General features: G+C 37.4%; 12 protein-coding genes and 1 pseudogene. 8 read left to right on the top strand and 5 right to left on the bottom strand.

Annotated elements, in window-relative coordinates; translation table 11 throughout:
- Positions 1 to 557: 557 nt before the first annotated feature.
- Together glgA and G504_RS0101205 are read left to right on the top strand one after the other, a co-directional pair.
- A complete protein-coding gene (glgA, locus tag G504_RS0101210) occupies positions 558 to 1,763 on the top strand; it encodes a glycogen synthase (protein ID WP_019668304.1) in 1,206 nt (401 codons plus the stop codon).
- 4 nt (positions 1,764 to 1,767) lie between these two features.
- Positions 1,768 to 3,033 carry a glucose-1-phosphate adenylyltransferase gene (locus G504_RS0101205; RefSeq protein ID WP_019668303.1) on the top strand — a complete coding sequence of 422 codons (1,266 nt, stop codon included), beginning with the start codon at positions 1,768 to 1,770 and terminating at the stop codon, positions 3,031 to 3,033.
- A 16-nt stretch (positions 3,034 to 3,049) separates the two neighbouring features.
- Here the strand turns inward: G504_RS0101205 and G504_RS0101200 are convergent, their stop codons facing one another.
- Together G504_RS0101200 and G504_RS0101195 are read right to left on the bottom strand one after the other, a co-directional pair.
- On the bottom strand, positions 3,050 to 3,529 hold the full coding sequence (locus tag G504_RS0101200; protein WP_051089555.1) for a GAF domain-containing protein: 480 nt from the start codon (positions 3,527 to 3,529) through the stop codon (positions 3,050 to 3,052).
- 74 nt (positions 3,530 to 3,603) lie between these two features.
- A complete protein-coding gene (locus G504_RS0101195; protein ID WP_019668301.1) occupies positions 3,604 to 4,716 on the bottom strand; it encodes an acyltransferase family protein in 1,113 nt (370 codons plus the stop codon).
- A 129-nt stretch (positions 4,717 to 4,845) separates the two neighbouring features.
- Here G504_RS0101195 and G504_RS0101190 point away from each other — a divergent pair, with 129 nt between their 5' ends.
- From G504_RS0101190 to G504_RS0101175, 4 genes are all read left to right on the top strand, one after another.
- The gene (locus G504_RS0101190) at positions 4,846 to 5,382 is read left to right on the top strand and encodes a Pycsar system effector family protein (RefSeq protein WP_019668300.1); all 537 of its coding nucleotides are present in this window, start codon (positions 4,846 to 4,848) and stop codon (positions 5,380 to 5,382) included.
- Positions 5,383 to 5,487: 105 nt separating this feature from the next.
- Positions 5,488 to 6,216 carry a DUF2092 domain-containing protein gene (locus G504_RS0101185; protein ID WP_019668299.1) on the top strand — a complete coding sequence of 243 codons (729 nt, stop codon included), beginning with the start codon at positions 5,488 to 5,490 and terminating at the stop codon, positions 6,214 to 6,216.
- A 26-nt stretch (positions 6,217 to 6,242) separates the two neighbouring features.
- Positions 6,243 to 7,292, top strand: coding sequence for a DUF6515 family protein (locus G504_RS0101180; RefSeq protein ID WP_019668298.1), 1,050 nt, complete (start codon positions 6,243 to 6,245; stop codon positions 7,290 to 7,292).
- Between the two features lie 144 nt (positions 7,293 to 7,436).
- Complete coding sequence (locus G504_RS0101175; RefSeq protein WP_019668297.1) at positions 7,437 to 9,647, top strand: DUF748 domain-containing protein; 2,211 nt, start codon at positions 7,437 to 7,439, stop codon at positions 9,645 to 9,647.
- Positions 9,648 to 9,846: 199 nt separating this feature from the next.
- Here G504_RS0101175 and G504_RS20050 read toward each other — a convergent pair whose 3' ends face one another.
- On the bottom strand, positions 9,847 to 9,975 hold the full coding sequence (locus G504_RS20050; protein ID WP_019668296.1) for a hypothetical protein: 129 nt from the start codon (positions 9,973 to 9,975) through the stop codon (positions 9,847 to 9,849).
- 255 nt (positions 9,976 to 10,230) lie between these two features.
- Here G504_RS20050 and G504_RS0101170 point away from each other — a divergent pair, with 255 nt between their 5' ends.
- Positions 10,231 to 11,841 (top strand): hypothetical protein, encoded by a 1,611-nt coding sequence (locus G504_RS0101170; RefSeq protein WP_019668295.1) that lies wholly within the window; start codon positions 10,231 to 10,233, stop codon positions 11,839 to 11,841.
- Between the two features lie 302 nt (positions 11,842 to 12,143).
- Here G504_RS0101170 and G504_RS0101165 read toward each other — a convergent pair.
- Positions 12,144 to 12,695, bottom strand: a pseudogene (locus G504_RS0101165) (tyrosine-protein kinase family protein); the annotation flags it as partial.
- 295 nt (positions 12,696 to 12,990) lie between these two features.
- Between G504_RS0101165 and G504_RS0101160 the strand changes: the two are divergent.
- Complete coding sequence (locus G504_RS0101160; RefSeq protein WP_157472981.1) at positions 12,991 to 13,815, top strand: polysaccharide biosynthesis/export family protein; 825 nt, start codon at positions 12,991 to 12,993, stop codon at positions 13,813 to 13,815.
- Between the two features lie 389 nt (positions 13,816 to 14,204).
- Here the strand turns inward: G504_RS0101160 and G504_RS18125 are convergent, their stop codons facing one another.
- Positions 14,205 to 16,517: a GumC family protein gene (locus G504_RS18125; protein WP_019668292.1), complete on the bottom strand. Its 2,313-nt coding sequence runs from the start codon at positions 16,515 to 16,517 to the stop codon at positions 14,205 to 14,207.
- Positions 16,518 to 16,683 lie beyond the last annotated feature (166 nt).

Raw genomic sequence — 16,683 nt, 5'->3', positions numbered from 1 at the left:
TAAGAATTAGAAAGAAGTGAAATCAGGTTTACTAGTAAACGTGCTTATGAGCATAAGTCATATAAGAAGGTCAACAAGGTAACTCCTTGTTAATCTATTACGCTCATCTAAGCACGAATCTTAAATCCTCTAATTTCAAATAGAAAGGTCTTATTTTTTTGCCTTTTTTCCTTACCTTACTAGGCATTCGGAACTAGAATAATATTTCTCAGGCCCTGAACTCACCGGTCAAAATAATAGAAGGGAGGCTGAAAACTTTTTAGAGTAAGCAAAACTAAAATAACTAACCAATGAAATCATTTTTTCCTATCAATTCATCGCTGACTATACAAAAATAGAGTTAATTGAGACATCATTTTAAGTGCAAGTTGATAATCTAAAATTAACAGTTTCGATATAAAAATTTACCTTGTTTTTACGCCCATCTATAGACCAAAAAGGAAATTTATAAATACCTTTATAAAAATTCGGCAGATGCCAGTTAACTATTAAAAAATAGCCTAAATTATAGGTGAAGTTCAAAATAAAATTCTAAAACCAATACCCGGAAATATTATATGAAAGCACTTTTCTTTACCAGAGAATTTCCTCCTTATGTTTACGGAGGCGCAGGGGTCCATGTTGAGTATTTGGCTGCCGAATTGGCCAAACTTATGGAGCTGGAAGTGCGATGCTTCGGTGATCAGGATGAAGAATCAGGTAATTTGTCCGTGAAGGGATTTCCTTATGACAATCCCATTTTCAATAACTCCAATGATAAACTTAAAGCCGTATTACAAACACTAAGTACCTGCATCCATATGAATGCCGATGACATTAATGCCGATATAGTGCATTGCCATACCTGGTATTCACACTTTGCTGGCATAACAGCAAAACTGCTTTATGGAATTCCCCTGGTGGTAACAACACATTCCCTGGAGCCATTGAGGCCCTGGAAACGAGAGCAGCTGGGTAGAGGATACGACGCATCATTATGGATTGAAAAAACAGCCATAGAAATGGCAGATGCAGTTATCGCAGTATCCTATGAGACAAGAGATGATGTCCTGAAATATTTTGATGTAGATGAGGAAAAAATAAAAGTAATATACAATGGAATTAACCTTAAAGAATATATAGCTACCAGTGAAACTACAGCCCTGGATAAGTATCATATAAATAAATCAAAACCCTATGTCCTGTTTGTCGGTAGAATCACAAGGCAGAAGGGGATCATACACTTAGTGAATGCCATTAAATATATAGACCCGGACACCCAGGTAGTATTATGTGCAGGAGCCCCGGACACGCCTGAAATTGCAAAAGAAATGGAAGACTGTGTTAATGAAGTAAGAAAAAGCAGGGATAATGTAATCTGGATCGCTGAAATGCTCGATAAAAAATCGGTTATACAGCTTTATTCCCATGCAGACGTATTTTGTTGTCCATCCATTTATGAACCCTTTGGAATAATCAATATTGAAGCCATGGCCTGCAATACAGCCGTTGTAGCCAGTGCCGTGGGGGGGATAAAAGAAGTGGTTGTGGATGGTGAAACGGGTATACTCGTGCCATTGGAGCAACAAAATGAGGCTCCCTTTGAACCCGTAGATCCGGATAAATTTGCACGGGACCTTGCTAAAGGTATAAATACTATAATTAACAATAAAGAGTTACAGAAATCTATGGCGCATAAAGGCAGAAAACGAGTAGAAGAAACATTCGACTGGTCTGCAATTGCACAACAAATTGAAACCTTATACAAATCTTTAAAGCATTAAAAACATGTTCACTCAAAGCGTTCTAGCAATTATATTAGGAGGAGGTCAGGGATCACGCCTGTTTCCGTTGACTGAAAAAAGGTCGAAACCAGCTGTACCTATTGCAGGGAAATATAGATTAGTGGATATTCCTATTTCCAATTGCATTAATTCAGATATTAAAAGAATGTATGTCTTAACCCAATTTAATTCTGCATCCTTAAACAGGCATATTAAAAACACCTATCATTTTAGCTTTTTCAGCAAAGCTTTTGTAGATGTTTTAGCGGCCGAACTTACCATGACCAGTGGAGATTGGTTTCAGGGAACAGCTGATGCGGTAAGACAAAGCATGCATCATTTTTTGCAGCACGAATTTGATTATGCCTTAATCCTGTCCGGAGATCAGTTATATCAGATGGATTTTAATATAATGATAAATAAACATATTGAGAGCAAAGCCGATATAACAATAGGAACAATTCCGGTTCATGCCAATGATGCTCCTGCCTTTGGCATATTAAAAAATGATAATGAAGATAATATAACTTCTTTCATTGAAAAACCATCATCCGATTTGTTGCCGGACTGGCAATCGGAAGTTAGTGACGAAATGAAGCAGGAAGGGCGTCTATACCTTGCATCCATGGGTATTTATATCTTTAACCGCGACCTGCTTATAGATCTCATGAATGATCCCGAAACTATGGATTTTGGAAAAGAGATCCTCCCGCAATCCATTGGAAAACACAAAGTGCTCAGTTATCAGTTTGAAGGCTATTGGACGGATATAGGTAATATTGATTCTTTCTTTGAAGCTAACCTGGGATTAACAGACGCTATTCCGAAGTTTAACCTCTATGACACCCAGCGGGTCATACATACCAGAGCCAGAGTTTTGCCTACGTCTAAGATTTCGGGAACTCAAATGGACAAGGCCGTAATTGCCGAAGGATGTATTATACATGCAACTGAGATAAGGCGATCCGTTATTGGGATACGCTCACGAATAGGAAAAGAATCCACCGTAATAAATACGTATATGATGGGTTGCGATTACTATGAAACCCTCGAAGAAATAGAAAACAACAAGATCAAAATACTAATGGGTGTCGGAGAGCGCTGCCATATTAAAAATGCAATCATTGATAAAAATTGCCGGATTGGAGACGATGTCACCATTGATGGTGGCCCGCACCTGGAAGACCTGGAAACAGATTCCTATGTCATTAAAGATGGTATTGTAGTGATAAAAAAAGGAGCGGTAATTCCGTCTGGCTTTAAACTTTAACCTAAAGCCACAAATCCTAAGGGTTAGAACTTTTTAAAATTCGGCTCATTTCGGTACCAATTGCGCTTAGTTCGCCAATCTCTTCTTTGGTAAAGTCGTAAGGAACAGGCTTTGCTATACCAAATGTCCCATATAAAACCCCATCAAGAATCATAGGCACAGCTATGGATCCTTCAACTTTGGTTTCCCTTGCCGCCGGTCTGGCCACTCCGGATTCATCTGTTTGCAGGTTACAAATCTCTACCGGCTCCCGGCGTTCCGCAGCTATTCCTGCCATGCCCTTGCCAATGGGTATTTCCGATATTTTTGGCAGCAAGAAACCTGGAATACCCTGGTGGGCCTTCAACTTTAAAATTGACGTGCCCTCATCCAAAAAATGAACCGTTCCCGTGGTACAGTCAAAACAGGAAATAATTTTCTCCAGGAGCTGTTGCCAGTCTACTTTTGCTTCATTTAGCAAAGTATAGATTGCGTCGCATTTCGATTTGTCCATCATACCCATGATTCTATATTAATAACCAATAATTTTTAAAAGACTCTATTTGGATTCAAAAATAACACACTTAGGTTCTAAACACGCAGAAAAACCTTCTTTCTATAAAGAACGTATAAAAATGCCCATTGTACCCCAATATAACATAAAACCATAACCACAGCGTTGTAAGGATCCCCAACAAGCTGGCCCAGCCATTGGAATAAGGCAGATGTTGTATAAGCCCAATCTATAAAACCACCGGCCATATATATCAAAATAGAATTCATACCAATTACTTTAAAGAAAAATGCCCATTTTCTATGCCCGAGGATATCAATGATGTAATAAAAGGCAGCCATCAGCAGCATACTTATACCGCCGCATTGCAATGTAAATGAACTCGTCCATAAGTTTTTGTTGATTGGAAAAACAAGGTTCCATAATTGTGCAAGGATAATTAGTATAACACCAATGACTACGAGCCTGACAGCAGTTTCTTTTTGCTTATCGACAGCCCCGTGTTTTAATAAATTTCCCGCGAATATGCCCAGGAGACAGGTTGGGATGGCGGGAATTGTTGATACAAACCCTTCCGGATCATGTATGCCCAGATACAATTTACCCGGCATGATGAGTGTATCCAGGTAAGAAACAAAATTACCTTCCATGGTCATATCACCCATGGGATAACCGGGTGCAGAGTTGAACATTAAAAGGAACCAGTAGCCAAGAAGCAGTGCAGAGAACCAAATAATCTGACCGCGCTGTTTGGTGTAAAGGTATATGATGTTGGCGAACATATAGGCCAAACCAATACGCCCCAGAACACTTCCAAAACGTATCTCTTCCAAAGGGCGAATTTCGAGACCATTATTATAGATAACCCCCAGAAGAAACAAAATTAACCCCCTTTTAATGACGCGATATAACAGGGATTTTCGATTTATTCCTTTTTCAAGCTGTTTTCCTACAGAATAAGGCGTGGCCACGCCCGCAAGAAAAAGGAACAAGGGAAAAATCAAATCGTAAAACGCAAAGCCGTGCCATGCAGGATGAATAAACTGATTGGATAAGGAATTCCAAAATGGCAAATGGGTAATCTCAGCCATTTTATGAAAGATCTCCTCTGCACCAATAATCCAGAACATATCAAATCCACGAAGTGCGTCCAACGAATAAAGGCGCTGGCTGGTTATATTCAATTTCATATTTAACTTGGGTTGGTCTTGCGATAAAGATAATAGATTATCTAATCCGTGCTGCCTTTAGTTAAAAACTATAATCGGATTTATCGTATATTTAAATCGTTGATTAATTCTAAATACACTTATTAAGGAATGGCAGATAAAGAGAATTCAATTACCAGACAAGATCCCAATAATTATTGGGAGCAATTGGAGCGATTGGAAAAACTAATACGGGCATCCGAGCTCAAAGCCGGTGTTATATTTTCTTTTCATGGATTAATTTTAGGCGTTTTTTTTGACAGGTTAGAAGAACTTCAACCACTTTTCCAGGAAGGTGCGCTCTTTATTGTATTGGCTTCTTTCTGGATGATCAGTTCCTTAATTTCTATATACTTCTGTTTTAAGTGTTTTAAACCTCAGATAACCAAGAAATATGAAAAAAATGTGCTTTTCTTCAGAGATGCCGTATACTCATTCGGAAGCATAGAGAAATACACCAAGAGGTTAATTGAAATATTTGGCGAAGAAGAGGACTTTTACTCCCAGTTAGGTCAGCAAATTTATATAGAAAGCATGATTATTGATAAGAAATTCCAACATGTAGAAAATGCCATCAAATACTTTGCACTGAGCTTTATCTTTATAATAATCATTGTTATCGTATGGTTTATTCATTTGTATTTGTAGTTAAAACAGAGAATCAAAGATTCCTAACTAATTCGATATTCAATAATTTAATTTTACACTTCCATTTTCTTGGAGCTAAATACCTGAAATAAGTATCTTGGGGCTATGAAAAAACAAATTATAATACTTGCATTATTAGTACTCCCCTTTTATGGCCAAAGTCAGGCTGTTCGGGAGATAGATTCAGCAGCCGTTTATATCCTGGACAGGATGGCAGATATTATTGGTGAACTTGAAGCAGTGAGTTTTAGCATAGAAACTGCCGCGGACAAGCTGGATGATAATCAAAAAATAGAAACACATTATAGTACCAGCCATGTGAGCATGGAAGGTCCCGATAAGATGGTCTACCAAAGAATTGGTACTAATGGAAAATATGGTTTTTGGTTTAACGGAACATATGCCTCCTTTTATTCTTTCAAAGAAAATAATTACGTTGTTCTTGAAAGCCCCGGAAATATAATCGAGATGATAGACAACCTGCACACAAGGTTTGATTTCGAGTTTCCCGCGGCAGATTTTTTCTATCCTTCATTTACCGATGATATTCTGGAAGAGTTCAATACACTGGAATTTTTAGGTAAGACAGTGGTAGAGGGAGAAGAGTGTTTTTATTTAAGAGCCACCAATGAAAATATGCAGTTCCAGTTATGGATCTCCAGCAGCAACCAAAATTTGCCAAAACGCCTTGTTTTAATTCAAAAAGGCAACCAAAATTTAAGGTTCGAATCAGTGTTTAAAAGTTGGGATTTAAATCCGAAGCTACCAAGCACCATGTTTGAATTTTTACCCCCTCCCAAGTCGAAGCTTATTGACATTATGGAGAAGTCATAAAGCAGTTTCATTAATAACAACAAATTATGTTCAAAGACAAAAAAATATTAACCAGACTTTCCGGAATACTACTATTATTACTCTTGCTTCTATTGCCATTAGAGGCAATAAACGCCCAAAGAATGGGCCATAGAGCGTCCAGAGGAGGCAGCAGGAGCATGGCTTCTCGCCCAAGCCCGCAACGTTCGGCTCCCTCCAGGGCAAGCACACAACGCCAAAGTACGCAGCGCTCTGCATCCAGGCCTTCCACTTCTTATAACTCACCTTCCAGATCAATTAATGGAGGGCACACAAGATCTAATGATCGCAGTTATAGCAGGACACCAAGTACCGGGCAAAGGGATGTTGCGCAAAGGCAAAAGACATCAGACAGATCTGGTAATCGCGATGCTGCAAGGCCTAATACTTCCAATGAAAGAAAAAGAACATCTGATGTTAAAAACAATACCCGAAACAGAACTAATATTGACAACAGCAATAGAAACATAAACATAGATAATAGCAGAAACGTAAATATTAACAGGGGCAACACCTATGTTCGGGCAGGCGGTCGTGCATATGTCAGACCCCCTTACAGATATGGCGGTTTTGGGTATTATTGCCACAGACCTTATTTTTATCATCCTTATCGTCCGTTTTACTGGGGTCCTGTCTGGCATCCATGGGGCTTTTTTGTAGCTACCCTGGCAACCACAGCGATAATAATAAGCATAGAGAGCCAGCAATACCATTATGACCAGGGTGTTTATTACGTTGCATCTGATGGCGGTTACACCGTTGTTCAAGCCCCTGTTGGTGCTACTGTAAAGACTATCCCCAAAGAGGCAGAAGTAGTGGAAGTGAATGAAACTACTAATAATTACTACTATGGCGGGGCGTATTATGAAAAATCTGACGAAGGTTATACGGTAGTACCAGCTACTGCAGGCACTATTGTCCCCCATTTGCCGGAAGGTGGTGAAGAGGTGAAGATCGGGGATCAGACCTATGTAAAATTTGGAGAGACCTACTACCAGCCTATTCAATTAGATGGCGTGGATATGTACGAGATTGTGGAAGTAAAGGAAGAAGAATAGCTTTTATTGCATAGAACCTCCGGAAATTCTAATGGAAGAAATGGAATAATTTACCTTAGCTTTTATTTAAAACTAAAGGTGATTTTTTATTTTAAATGGTCCTAAAACTCTTTATATATGCTATTATTTAAATAAGTTTTTATAATGGGTAAAAAGAAAATTTTGCTTTGGATAGGTATTGGACTTGGAAGTTTGATTGTCCTGGTCCTGCTTCTTGCTCCACCCCTTGGCAAACGTTATGTAATAAAACACAGTAAGGAGCTTTTAGGAAGAAAGATAGATCTGGAAAAACTCCGACTCAACTACTTTACCGGAACGCTTAAACTCTACAATTTTCAAATGTATGAGGCAAATGACAAAGACGTTTTTGCTTCGTTTGACACCTTAGTTGTAGACATGGAACCCTATGGTTATTTTTCAGATCATTTTGTAATGGAACAGTTTTACCTCAAGGGATTAAACGTGAATATCACCAAAAAAGATTCCATTTTTAATTTTGATGACCTTGTAGCTTTTCACATGGCATCGGACAGTATTCCGGAGGATACTTTAAATGAAGAGCCTATTAAATACAGCCTTTCTAATCTTGAATTGAAAGAATCCTATTTTACTTTTGATGATAAAGATGTGGATAATTTAACCCATATTGATGACTTCTCTTTTTTTATACCCTTCGTTGAATGGGATCAGAGTGTGAAAAGTAATGCTGATTTTAAATTTAAATTCAAGCGAGGTGGTTATTTCGAATCTATTCTGAATATTAATCCGATAGAGGGAGAGTTTGATGCCCGAATTATCGTAAAAGATCTCTATCTGGATCCATTTTATAAATATGTGGCAGAGTACGCCCTCATTAATTCTTTTGATGGCAGGGTAAACTCAACCTTAGATATTACGGGTAATATAAATGAACCAGAAAAAGCCCTCCTTTCGGGCACAGCAGATATTTTGGATTTTTCAATGAGCGATCAGAATGGTGAGAAATTTATGGCCGCTGAGAAGGTTCATACTTCCCTGGCTGAGATCAACTATGACAAGGAATCATACATTATAGACACCCTGGATATTACCAGTTCCTATGTGAAATTTGAATTGGATTCTGTTTCCAACAATATTTTCCGAATTTTCAAGCTCGATTCTGTAAGGGAAGAAGCAACAACAGAGACAGAAGAAGAAAATACGGTTGTCGTAGAAGAAGATTCCAGTGCAAGCACAATGCACTACCAGGTAAATCACTTAAGTCTAAACACTTCTGAAATGGATTATACAGATAATCTTACCGGACAACCTTTTAATTACAGTTTAAGTGAAATAGAAATAGAAGCTGACAGTATTTCCAGCACAGCTGATTGGATTGATATTTATGCAAAAATGTTATTAAATGACCGTGGTACACTCGATGCAAAATTGGGATATGACCCCTCCAATCTACTAACCATGGGGGTAGATATAACGGTAGAACGTTTCTTGTTATCTGATTTAAATATTTATTCTAACCATTATACCGGGCATAGCATTTTACAGGGTGATATGTTTTACTATAGCAATTCTAAAATTACAAATGGAAACATTGTTAGTGAAAATCGTTTGTTGGTAAAAAATGTCACTGTCGATAATAATGACAGTGGTTTGTATAGCCTGCCCTTAAAATTTGCTATTTTTCTTTTAAAAGATAAAAATGGTGATATCAATCTGGAAGTTCCGGTTAGGGGCGATCTTAATGACCCGGAGGTAGATATTGGGAAAATTGTCTGGACCACTTTCAAAAATATGATTACAAATGCAGTGGCAAAACCGGTTAATTTTCTGGCAGGGTTGGTTGGTGGAGACCCTAAAGAATTAGAAGCTATTGAGTATACCTATTTAGATTCTATCCCTACAGAAAAACAAATTAGACAGTTTGATCTCTTATTAAAGTTAGAAGAAAAAAAAGAAGGTCTGGAGATAGACATGGTGTATTATGTAGATCCTGATTTGCAAAAAGAGGCTCTTGCTGAAGCAAAAATAGGAGCATTGTATTTTGAAAAAACGCAGAAAGACTATCTAAAGGATGAAGAAGGTTTTAAGAGTTTTGTACAAGCCCAAATTGACGGAGATTCCCTGGACTTAAATCAGGCGATAATGCAGTTGGCGAATCCCATAGAAATGGATTCATTATCGAATCGCTTTAACAGGGCCCGGATGAATAGCGCAACGGAATACCTTAAAACAGCTAATGACTCTACTCAGATAATTATAAGAACAGCTGATTCTAAAGAACCCTTAAACAAGGGGTCCATGCCTGTATTTCAATTAGAATATTCCATGTTGGATGAAAATGGTGCTATGGCTAATGATAGCATTAATAAACCGTAAACAGGTTATAACTGAGGAAACAAATCTTGCTATAAAGGGGGAATAAAAGTAAACTTTTTAATTACAGCTTTAGAACCCGATTCTAAATGCATTTGATATGAAAGCCGGAGACTGCAATTAACCAAATTAGTCTGAGTTTTAGGAGTGGAAAGCAGCACGAAATATTGATCTGTAATCGCCTTAGCTAATCCTGCTTAGATTATTTTTTATCCGAGCCATAGCCATGCGCGTAATTATAATCCTTTGTTTTGCTCTGACCTACTTCATTTAGCACATAGTCCATATTATATAATTTCTTGATGCTGTTCAAACCTTTTGAGAACTCCATTGTCTTTTATCTTTTTCTGTAAACGTACCCCATGTTGATTCTAAAATCAAATATCCGTAATAGGATTATCTTAGAAAACTAAGTATTCAGAACAATAAATAGAACTTATTAGCAAATTGTTAATATCTAGATTAAAACCTTATAAACTTTAAAAACATATGTGTCGTATATAGTAGTAATTGACTAATTTTTAGAAATAACAACGTATTTTAATGGCGTCAGTACTTTTAATTAAAAACCCATATGATTAGCAGAATGACAATAAAATTTTTAACAATTGGATTAATCGTTGTTACTTTAGCATCAGCATCCTGTTCCGCAGAGGACGGAATGGATGTAGAATTTGTTTCACAAGAATTTCCGGGATTTACTGTCACTGATAGTACTGATATTGAGAATAGTGCGGATAAATTTATTACAGTAGCAAATATATCAGAAATGTTGTCATTGATACCAGATGATGGCATGATTATAAAAGTAAATGCTTTTGCCATAGATAATGATGGTGGTGGTGGTATTTTTCAATATCATGAAGCACAAACAGGCATTAATAATGGTGGTACTGTCATAGATGGGTGGGTTCGACAATACGACAATAACCTTATAAATATAAAATGGTTTGGTGCGAAAGGAGATGGAATTAAGGATGATAGCATAGCTCTACAAGCTGCTTTAGATGTTGGAGGTTTCATAATTTTTGATAAGGCAACCTATAACATAGGGACTCAATTAAGTATAAACCAACCATGTAGTATTGATTTGAATGGTGCTACCATCACCTCCTCTACTATTATGCGATTAATTGCTGTAAACAAAAATACAACACTTACAAACGGCAATATCACAACAACCTATGCCAGTTCTTCACAATCCTTATTTGGTATAATTGAATCAATGAACACATCCCTAGATTTTTTAAAATTACAAGATTTGTTCATTGATGGCGGTAGCAATTCAGAAATAGACGGTATAAAAATAGATTGTACAGTAAATAATTCGATTATAAATGATATTACTATCGATAACGTAGTAATTGAGAACACGGGGATAATGGGTATTGAAATAATTTCACACACAGGCGGCATGGACGATGACCTAAATCATGTTAACAATGTAACCATAACTAATCTTAAAACTAAGAATACCGGGACAATAAGCACCTATGGAATGGGAATTAGTATATCGGGCGGGGTTAGAAAAACAGTTATCAATGGAATAATTGTGGATGATTTTAAAGATATAGGAATAGAAAATGCAGGGGGGAAAATATTTTTATGCACAAATTTTGAAGTCAAAAATCCGAAATTGGCATCAGATATATTTGTGGCAACACAACAAAATCAATTTTATACTAGTAACGAAAATACAGTTTTCATGAACGGAGATATAAGAGGAAACGGAAAAATCAATTTTAAAAGTGACTCGAACCCGATTATAGTTAACAATCTCCAAATAAATGGCGATGTAAAGATAGACGCGGTTAATGCGGTGATTAATAATTCCACAATAAACACCGGTAACGTCATACAGTCCTTAGATGGAGGTAAATTGGTTATTAACAATACTATGGTTTTTTTTAAATCAGGAATTTCTCGTTTTCAGGCTAACACAAGTGAAATAGAATTGAACAATGTCACTGCTACTAGGACAGACGATGGCATGATGATTTTCTGTGATACTGGAAGTTCTTTAAGTATCTCCTACGGGAAATTCACCGATGGTTATATACAGGTGGACAGTGGTTCAACTGGTATAATAAAAAACTTTGAGTACGACAGCGTAGGTTCGGGTAATGGGTTTATAGGATTAGGCTCATATACCTTTTCGTTTGTTTTCAGCAACGGAGTATTAATAGACAATAGATAACCGTATCAGACAATACCCTATTCTCTAAATTGGGAACGTTATCCTTTAAGTAGACACAAAAATGCGACTTTATCAAAATTATAACTGCTATAGCAACCTTAGTTTTTAAATAGAAAATACAACAAGAAAAGAACTATCTGAAAGCTGGGATTATTTTATATCCCATTTAAATATTGGGAATTCACAATTATTTAAGTTGTGAAATTTATCTATAATACTTAAGTTAATTTTCTTAAAAAGTCTAAATTTATTAAAAGTCAGGTCTATACACGATTTTAAAATATCCTGTAATACCTTTATTATCAGGTACTTGTCGATCCGTAACCATAGCCATGCCCGTAATTATAATGCCTGGCTTTCCCAAAGCCTACATCATTCAAGGCATAAGCCATATTTTTTAACTTCTTAGTTTTGTCAAGGTTTTTGGAATACTCCAGTAGTTTCTTGTCTGTAAACCCGGCACGGGTAACAAATAGGGTAAGGTCTGCAGCTTTGGAGATCAGCAGCGTATCCGTCACCAACAAGGTGGGAGCCGTATCCACGATGATATAGTCAAATTCCTCTTTAACTGTATTGATAAACTTTTCAAAGCCCTTCCCGGAGAGCAGCTCGGGTGCATTGGGGGGCATTTGGCGATTATAACAGACCTTAATATTCAACTCATTGCTAAATCCTTCATTAATAACATCCTGCCAGTTCATAGAAGGGTTCGAAAGATACTCAGAAAGTCCTTTCGCCTTTTTAAGAATATCCAAATAGGTATGAAGCTGGGGGTTTCTAAGATCGGCACCAACCAGCATTACCTTTTTGTTTAAACTGGCATAGACCACAGAAAGATTATAGGCCAATAGGCTTTTACCTCGCCCTGTATGTAGGAGAAAACATACACCACTTTGCCCTTGTTCCCATTCGTTTTGCGTATTAGAAAGGAAGCCCTATTAAAACTAATTCACTATTTATAGTTACATTATCATTCCTATTTTCAGAATCAAGAATTTTCAAAATCGAACTATATGAAGCTAAAACAACTAGTTGATTTATATTCACATTATACTTTGAAGACGATAATGACATACTTATATTTGTTTTGAATTTAAAAATATACCTTTGAATTTTTATTTTTCTATTGATTTAAAAAATAGGACTTTTATGAGAAACAAAAATAGACAGGTACTTATTCCTAGATTTTTAGTTTTAAACTATATTATCAAGTACACCACTATTTTTTTGATAGCCTTACAATTTCTTTCTTGTGGCAATGTTAAAAAAGCTACTTATTTCAACGATTTGGGAGATGCTCAATTCACAGAAACTGTTGAGACATTAGAGCCGGTTCTTCAAAAAAATGATATTCTGAGCATTACAGTAAGTAGCTTAAATGTCGAAGCAGCGGAAATGTTCGATGTTGTCAATAAAACTTCCTCCCAGGGAGTTTCTTTTTCCGGAAAACCTTTACCGGCTTCTGGATATTTGATTGATCAAGATGGGTATATTCAGTTTCCATTTATAGGAGCAATCATGGCGGCTGGACTTACGAAAAAAGATTTACGCCAGTATATAACCAAGGAGTTGATAATTCGAAAACTTCTTTTAGAACCCATTGTTGATATACGATATCTGAATTTTAAGGTATCGGTATTAGGAGAGGTAAAAAATCCCTCTGTATATGTCATACCAAATGAGCAAGTTACTTTATTGGAAGCATTGGGGTTAGCAGGTGATATGACCATATACGCTAAACGCGACAATGTAGTTTTAATCAGCGAACAAAACGGGATAAAAACAACGAAGAGAATTAATCTCAACACCGACGAACTTTTTACATCACCCAATTACTATTTGAAATCAAATGATATTGTGTATGTCCAGCCAAATAAACGAAAGATGAGATCAACCTCTACTACACCACAATGGCTGGGCGTTATTATAGGCTCCTTGTCTTTAATGGTTATTACCATTGCTACTTTTAGATAAATAAAAATGCTTTTTTTCGTTTAAATTTTGAAACCAATAGAATCGAAAAAAAAGTTCCATAGTTTCCGTTGAACGAAAAATATTAGGTTACGATGTTGCTAAAATAGTACCCAATATTTCAAGGCTAAGAAGCGTACACTACATCAATTTGTTTTATCAGCCCGAAGAATTTATTACGACCAAGTAAGAATATGAAATTGAGATATGCTAAATCGCTGCAATTGTTCTCAATGAAAAATACAAATTTTAAACAGTATTTCTTTGTTTTACAGACACTATCATTATTGAATTTTCTGTTTTTAATTTTAAGGATGAAAAAAAGCACTAGCTGCTATTTCATCTAATTGCACTACTTCCGGATGACCTAAATAGCTGCCCAAAAACCAATCTTAGGTAGCGCTATAGACGTATGAAGAATTAATAGTGTTTTTGGTATCATTCAATACCAGTAAAAGGTTTTTAAAGTTTTCCGATTGCTTGCTATTGCCCAATTTTTCCAAAATTGTCCGATCAGTCCATCCGGCGCGGGCCACTAAGAGCGTAATATCCGCATGTTCCGAAATCAAGGAGGTATCGGTTACTAGCATAATGGGGGCCGTGTCCACAATAATATACTCAAAAGCGCCCTGTACCTCATCTATGAACTTTTCAAAACCTTCGCTACTCAATAATAGGGGTACGTTTGGTGGTATGGAGCCACTGAGGCACACCTTGTGATTGGGAGTAGCATCCAAGCCCGGATAAATAAAATCGGTGGCGTTCCGCTGTGTATCCCTAAGAAAATCGGACAGGCCTTTTGTGGAAACACTCATACCAAAAAAGTCGTGCAATTTTGGATTTCGCAAATCGGCGCCCACCAACAGTACTTTTTTGTTCAGACTGGCCAGGGCTACGGAAAGGTTATAAGCCAGCAAACTTTTGCCCTCGCCCTCTACCGAGGAAGAAACATACACCACCTTACCCTTGTCCCCATTGGTTTTGGGTAGCAGGTGCTTTAGGTTACTGGCTAAAATCCTAAAAGATTCCGCCATTTGCGAGCGGTCATTGATGTCCTTAAAGGCCCTCTTGATCTTAATATGCGGAATTTCTGCAACTATGGGGATAGTGGGCAACAATTTCTCTAAGTCACCCCTAGTGTTTATTTGGGTGTCTAAGGTATTTCTAACATATAAAAAGGCAAAGGGCAGAAAAAGCCCCAACAGCCCCGAAAAACCAAGAACCAACAATTTTTTTGGAGCAACCGGTTTGTTCTTGGTCTCAGCAAAATCTACCACTTTTACTGAAGGTGCTGTTACCGCTAGGTTGATAGCTGCTTCTTCCCTTTTCTGTAACAACAATAGAAAGAGGTTTTCTTTAATACTCTGTTGGCGCTCAATGGAACGCAACATCTTTTCTTTTTCCGGCAGTCTGGCAAAAGCGGAACTGGCTTTAGAACGTTCCGTATTCAAACGACTTAAGGAGGTTCTCATTTGCCCTTGGTACACATTTACCGTTTTAAGGATATTTACCTTCGCACGTTCCAATTGCTCGGAGAGCGCCACCAAGGTGGGATGCCCATCCCCTATGGTCATTATCAATTTATCGCGTTCCAGGACCATCTCGTTGTAATTGGAGACCATGGTATTTAGTCCCATGTTCTCCAAACCTATGTTCACAGGCAATAAGCTGTAAGCCGATTGGTTGACGACCGTTTGCTTCAATAGCCCCGCTATGGAAATCTGGGTCTCCAGATCGGACACTTCATCTTCGGTTTCCGATTTTCGTTCTAAGGAAATACCTGCATCGGCCTCAATGTAGGAGAGATTGTTGATCCGTTTAAATGTTTCCTTGCCCCCTTCAATTGAATCTAGTTCCGTAGAGAGGTACACAAAGCGTTCATCTATAAAATCCAGGGTTCTTTTAGAAACCTGTTGACGGTCTAGCACCCCGTCATTGTTAAATATCCGTACCAAGGCATTTAAAATGGCCTCTGACCGTTCATAGCTTTCGCCTATCAGCTGTAAAGAAACAATATCACTGTTCTTACTGGTGGGCTGAATCTTTATGGTCTCGAGCAAATCTTCAATGGTCACTTTTCTGGATTTGAGGACCACTTCATAGGTCTTCCCCAAGTGTGTGTTAATATCAAAGGTAGGCGAGAGGGAAATGGTAAAAGGTAAAGTTGTGGCGGTAGAATCCAGTTCATTGAACTTTAGGGTCAAGGAACGCGATAAATCGTCCTTCACTACCAATTGATCACGATCCAAAACCAGTTCATAAGTCAATGGATCCATAAGGCTGTCCTCCAAAATAGTTTTAGTGAGCACCACAGGCGCATTCCAAATCTGAGTATTCTTAAAATTGCCTTGTTCAAAAAAAGAAACATCCAAGTTGAGTTCCGCTGCCACTTGATTCAACAAGCGGTAAGATTGCAATACCTCGATCTCGTTGTCCATATTAATATTGGATGCCCCGCCATTGAGCATGGAGAGCGCATCCACGGCTACGTTCATTTCCTTGGACTCGTCTATAATCTTTATTTTAGCAACGGATTCGTAGCTGATGGGAGCATATATTAAATAGAGGAAACCAAGAATAAGACATAGCAAAAGACTAGAAATAAACCAGGGCCAGTACCGTAGGTATTTTACTATGGTATCCTTTAAGGCCAACGAATCATCATTATCATCATCAAAATCGAGACTAAAGGGTGCTTCTTTCATTTCTTTTTTTGGTAATTAACACTAAGTAGGGCCGTAGAAGAGACCTAAATTACTTAATATTATTTGAACTATAAATAAATAATTATGATTTTAAATAATGTATTTGTTATAACTTCTTATTTCCAATTCTTTTTACAGAAAGCATCTAGCAAACAGTTATAAGTAA

This window comes from Eudoraea adriatica DSM 19308 (assembly GCF_000382125.1).
Lineage (GTDB): Bacteria > Bacteroidota > Bacteroidia > Flavobacteriales > Flavobacteriaceae > Eudoraea > Eudoraea adriatica.
Note: the sequence above shows the minus strand (reverse complement) of the source record. Positions and strands in the feature narration are given on the sequence as shown.

Coding starts and splice junctions, on each gene's coding strand:
- glgA (WP_019668304.1), top strand. CDS start 558: ATGAAAGCACTTTTCTTTACCAGAGAATTTCCTCCTTATGTTTACGGA.
- G504_RS0101205 (WP_019668303.1), top strand. CDS start 1,768: ATGTTCACTCAAAGCGTTCTAGCAATTATATTAGGAGGAGGTCAGGGA.
- G504_RS0101200 (WP_051089555.1), bottom strand. CDS start 3,529: ATGATGGACAAATCGAAATGCGACGCAATCTATACTTTGCTAAATGAA.
- G504_RS0101195 (WP_019668301.1), bottom strand. CDS start 4,716: ATGAAATTGAATATAACCAGCCAGCGCCTTTATTCGTTGGACGCACTT.
- G504_RS0101190 (WP_019668300.1), top strand. CDS start 4,846: ATGGCAGATAAAGAGAATTCAATTACCAGACAAGATCCCAATAATTAT.
- G504_RS0101185 (WP_019668299.1), top strand. CDS start 5,488: ATGAAAAAACAAATTATAATACTTGCATTATTAGTACTCCCCTTTTAT.
- G504_RS0101180 (WP_019668298.1), top strand. CDS start 6,243: ATGTTCAAAGACAAAAAAATATTAACCAGACTTTCCGGAATACTACTA.
- G504_RS0101175 (WP_019668297.1), top strand. CDS start 7,437: ATGGGTAAAAAGAAAATTTTGCTTTGGATAGGTATTGGACTTGGAAGT.
- G504_RS20050 (WP_019668296.1), bottom strand. CDS start 9,975: ATGGAGTTCTCAAAAGGTTTGAACAGCATCAAGAAATTATATAATATG.
- G504_RS0101170 (WP_019668295.1), top strand. CDS start 10,231: ATGACAATAAAATTTTTAACAATTGGATTAATCGTTGTTACTTTAGCA.
- G504_RS0101160 (WP_157472981.1), top strand. CDS start 12,991: ATGAGAAACAAAAATAGACAGGTACTTATTCCTAGATTTTTAGTTTTA.
- G504_RS18125 (WP_019668292.1), bottom strand. CDS start 16,517: ATGAAAGAAGCACCCTTTAGTCTCGATTTTGATGATGATAATGATGAT.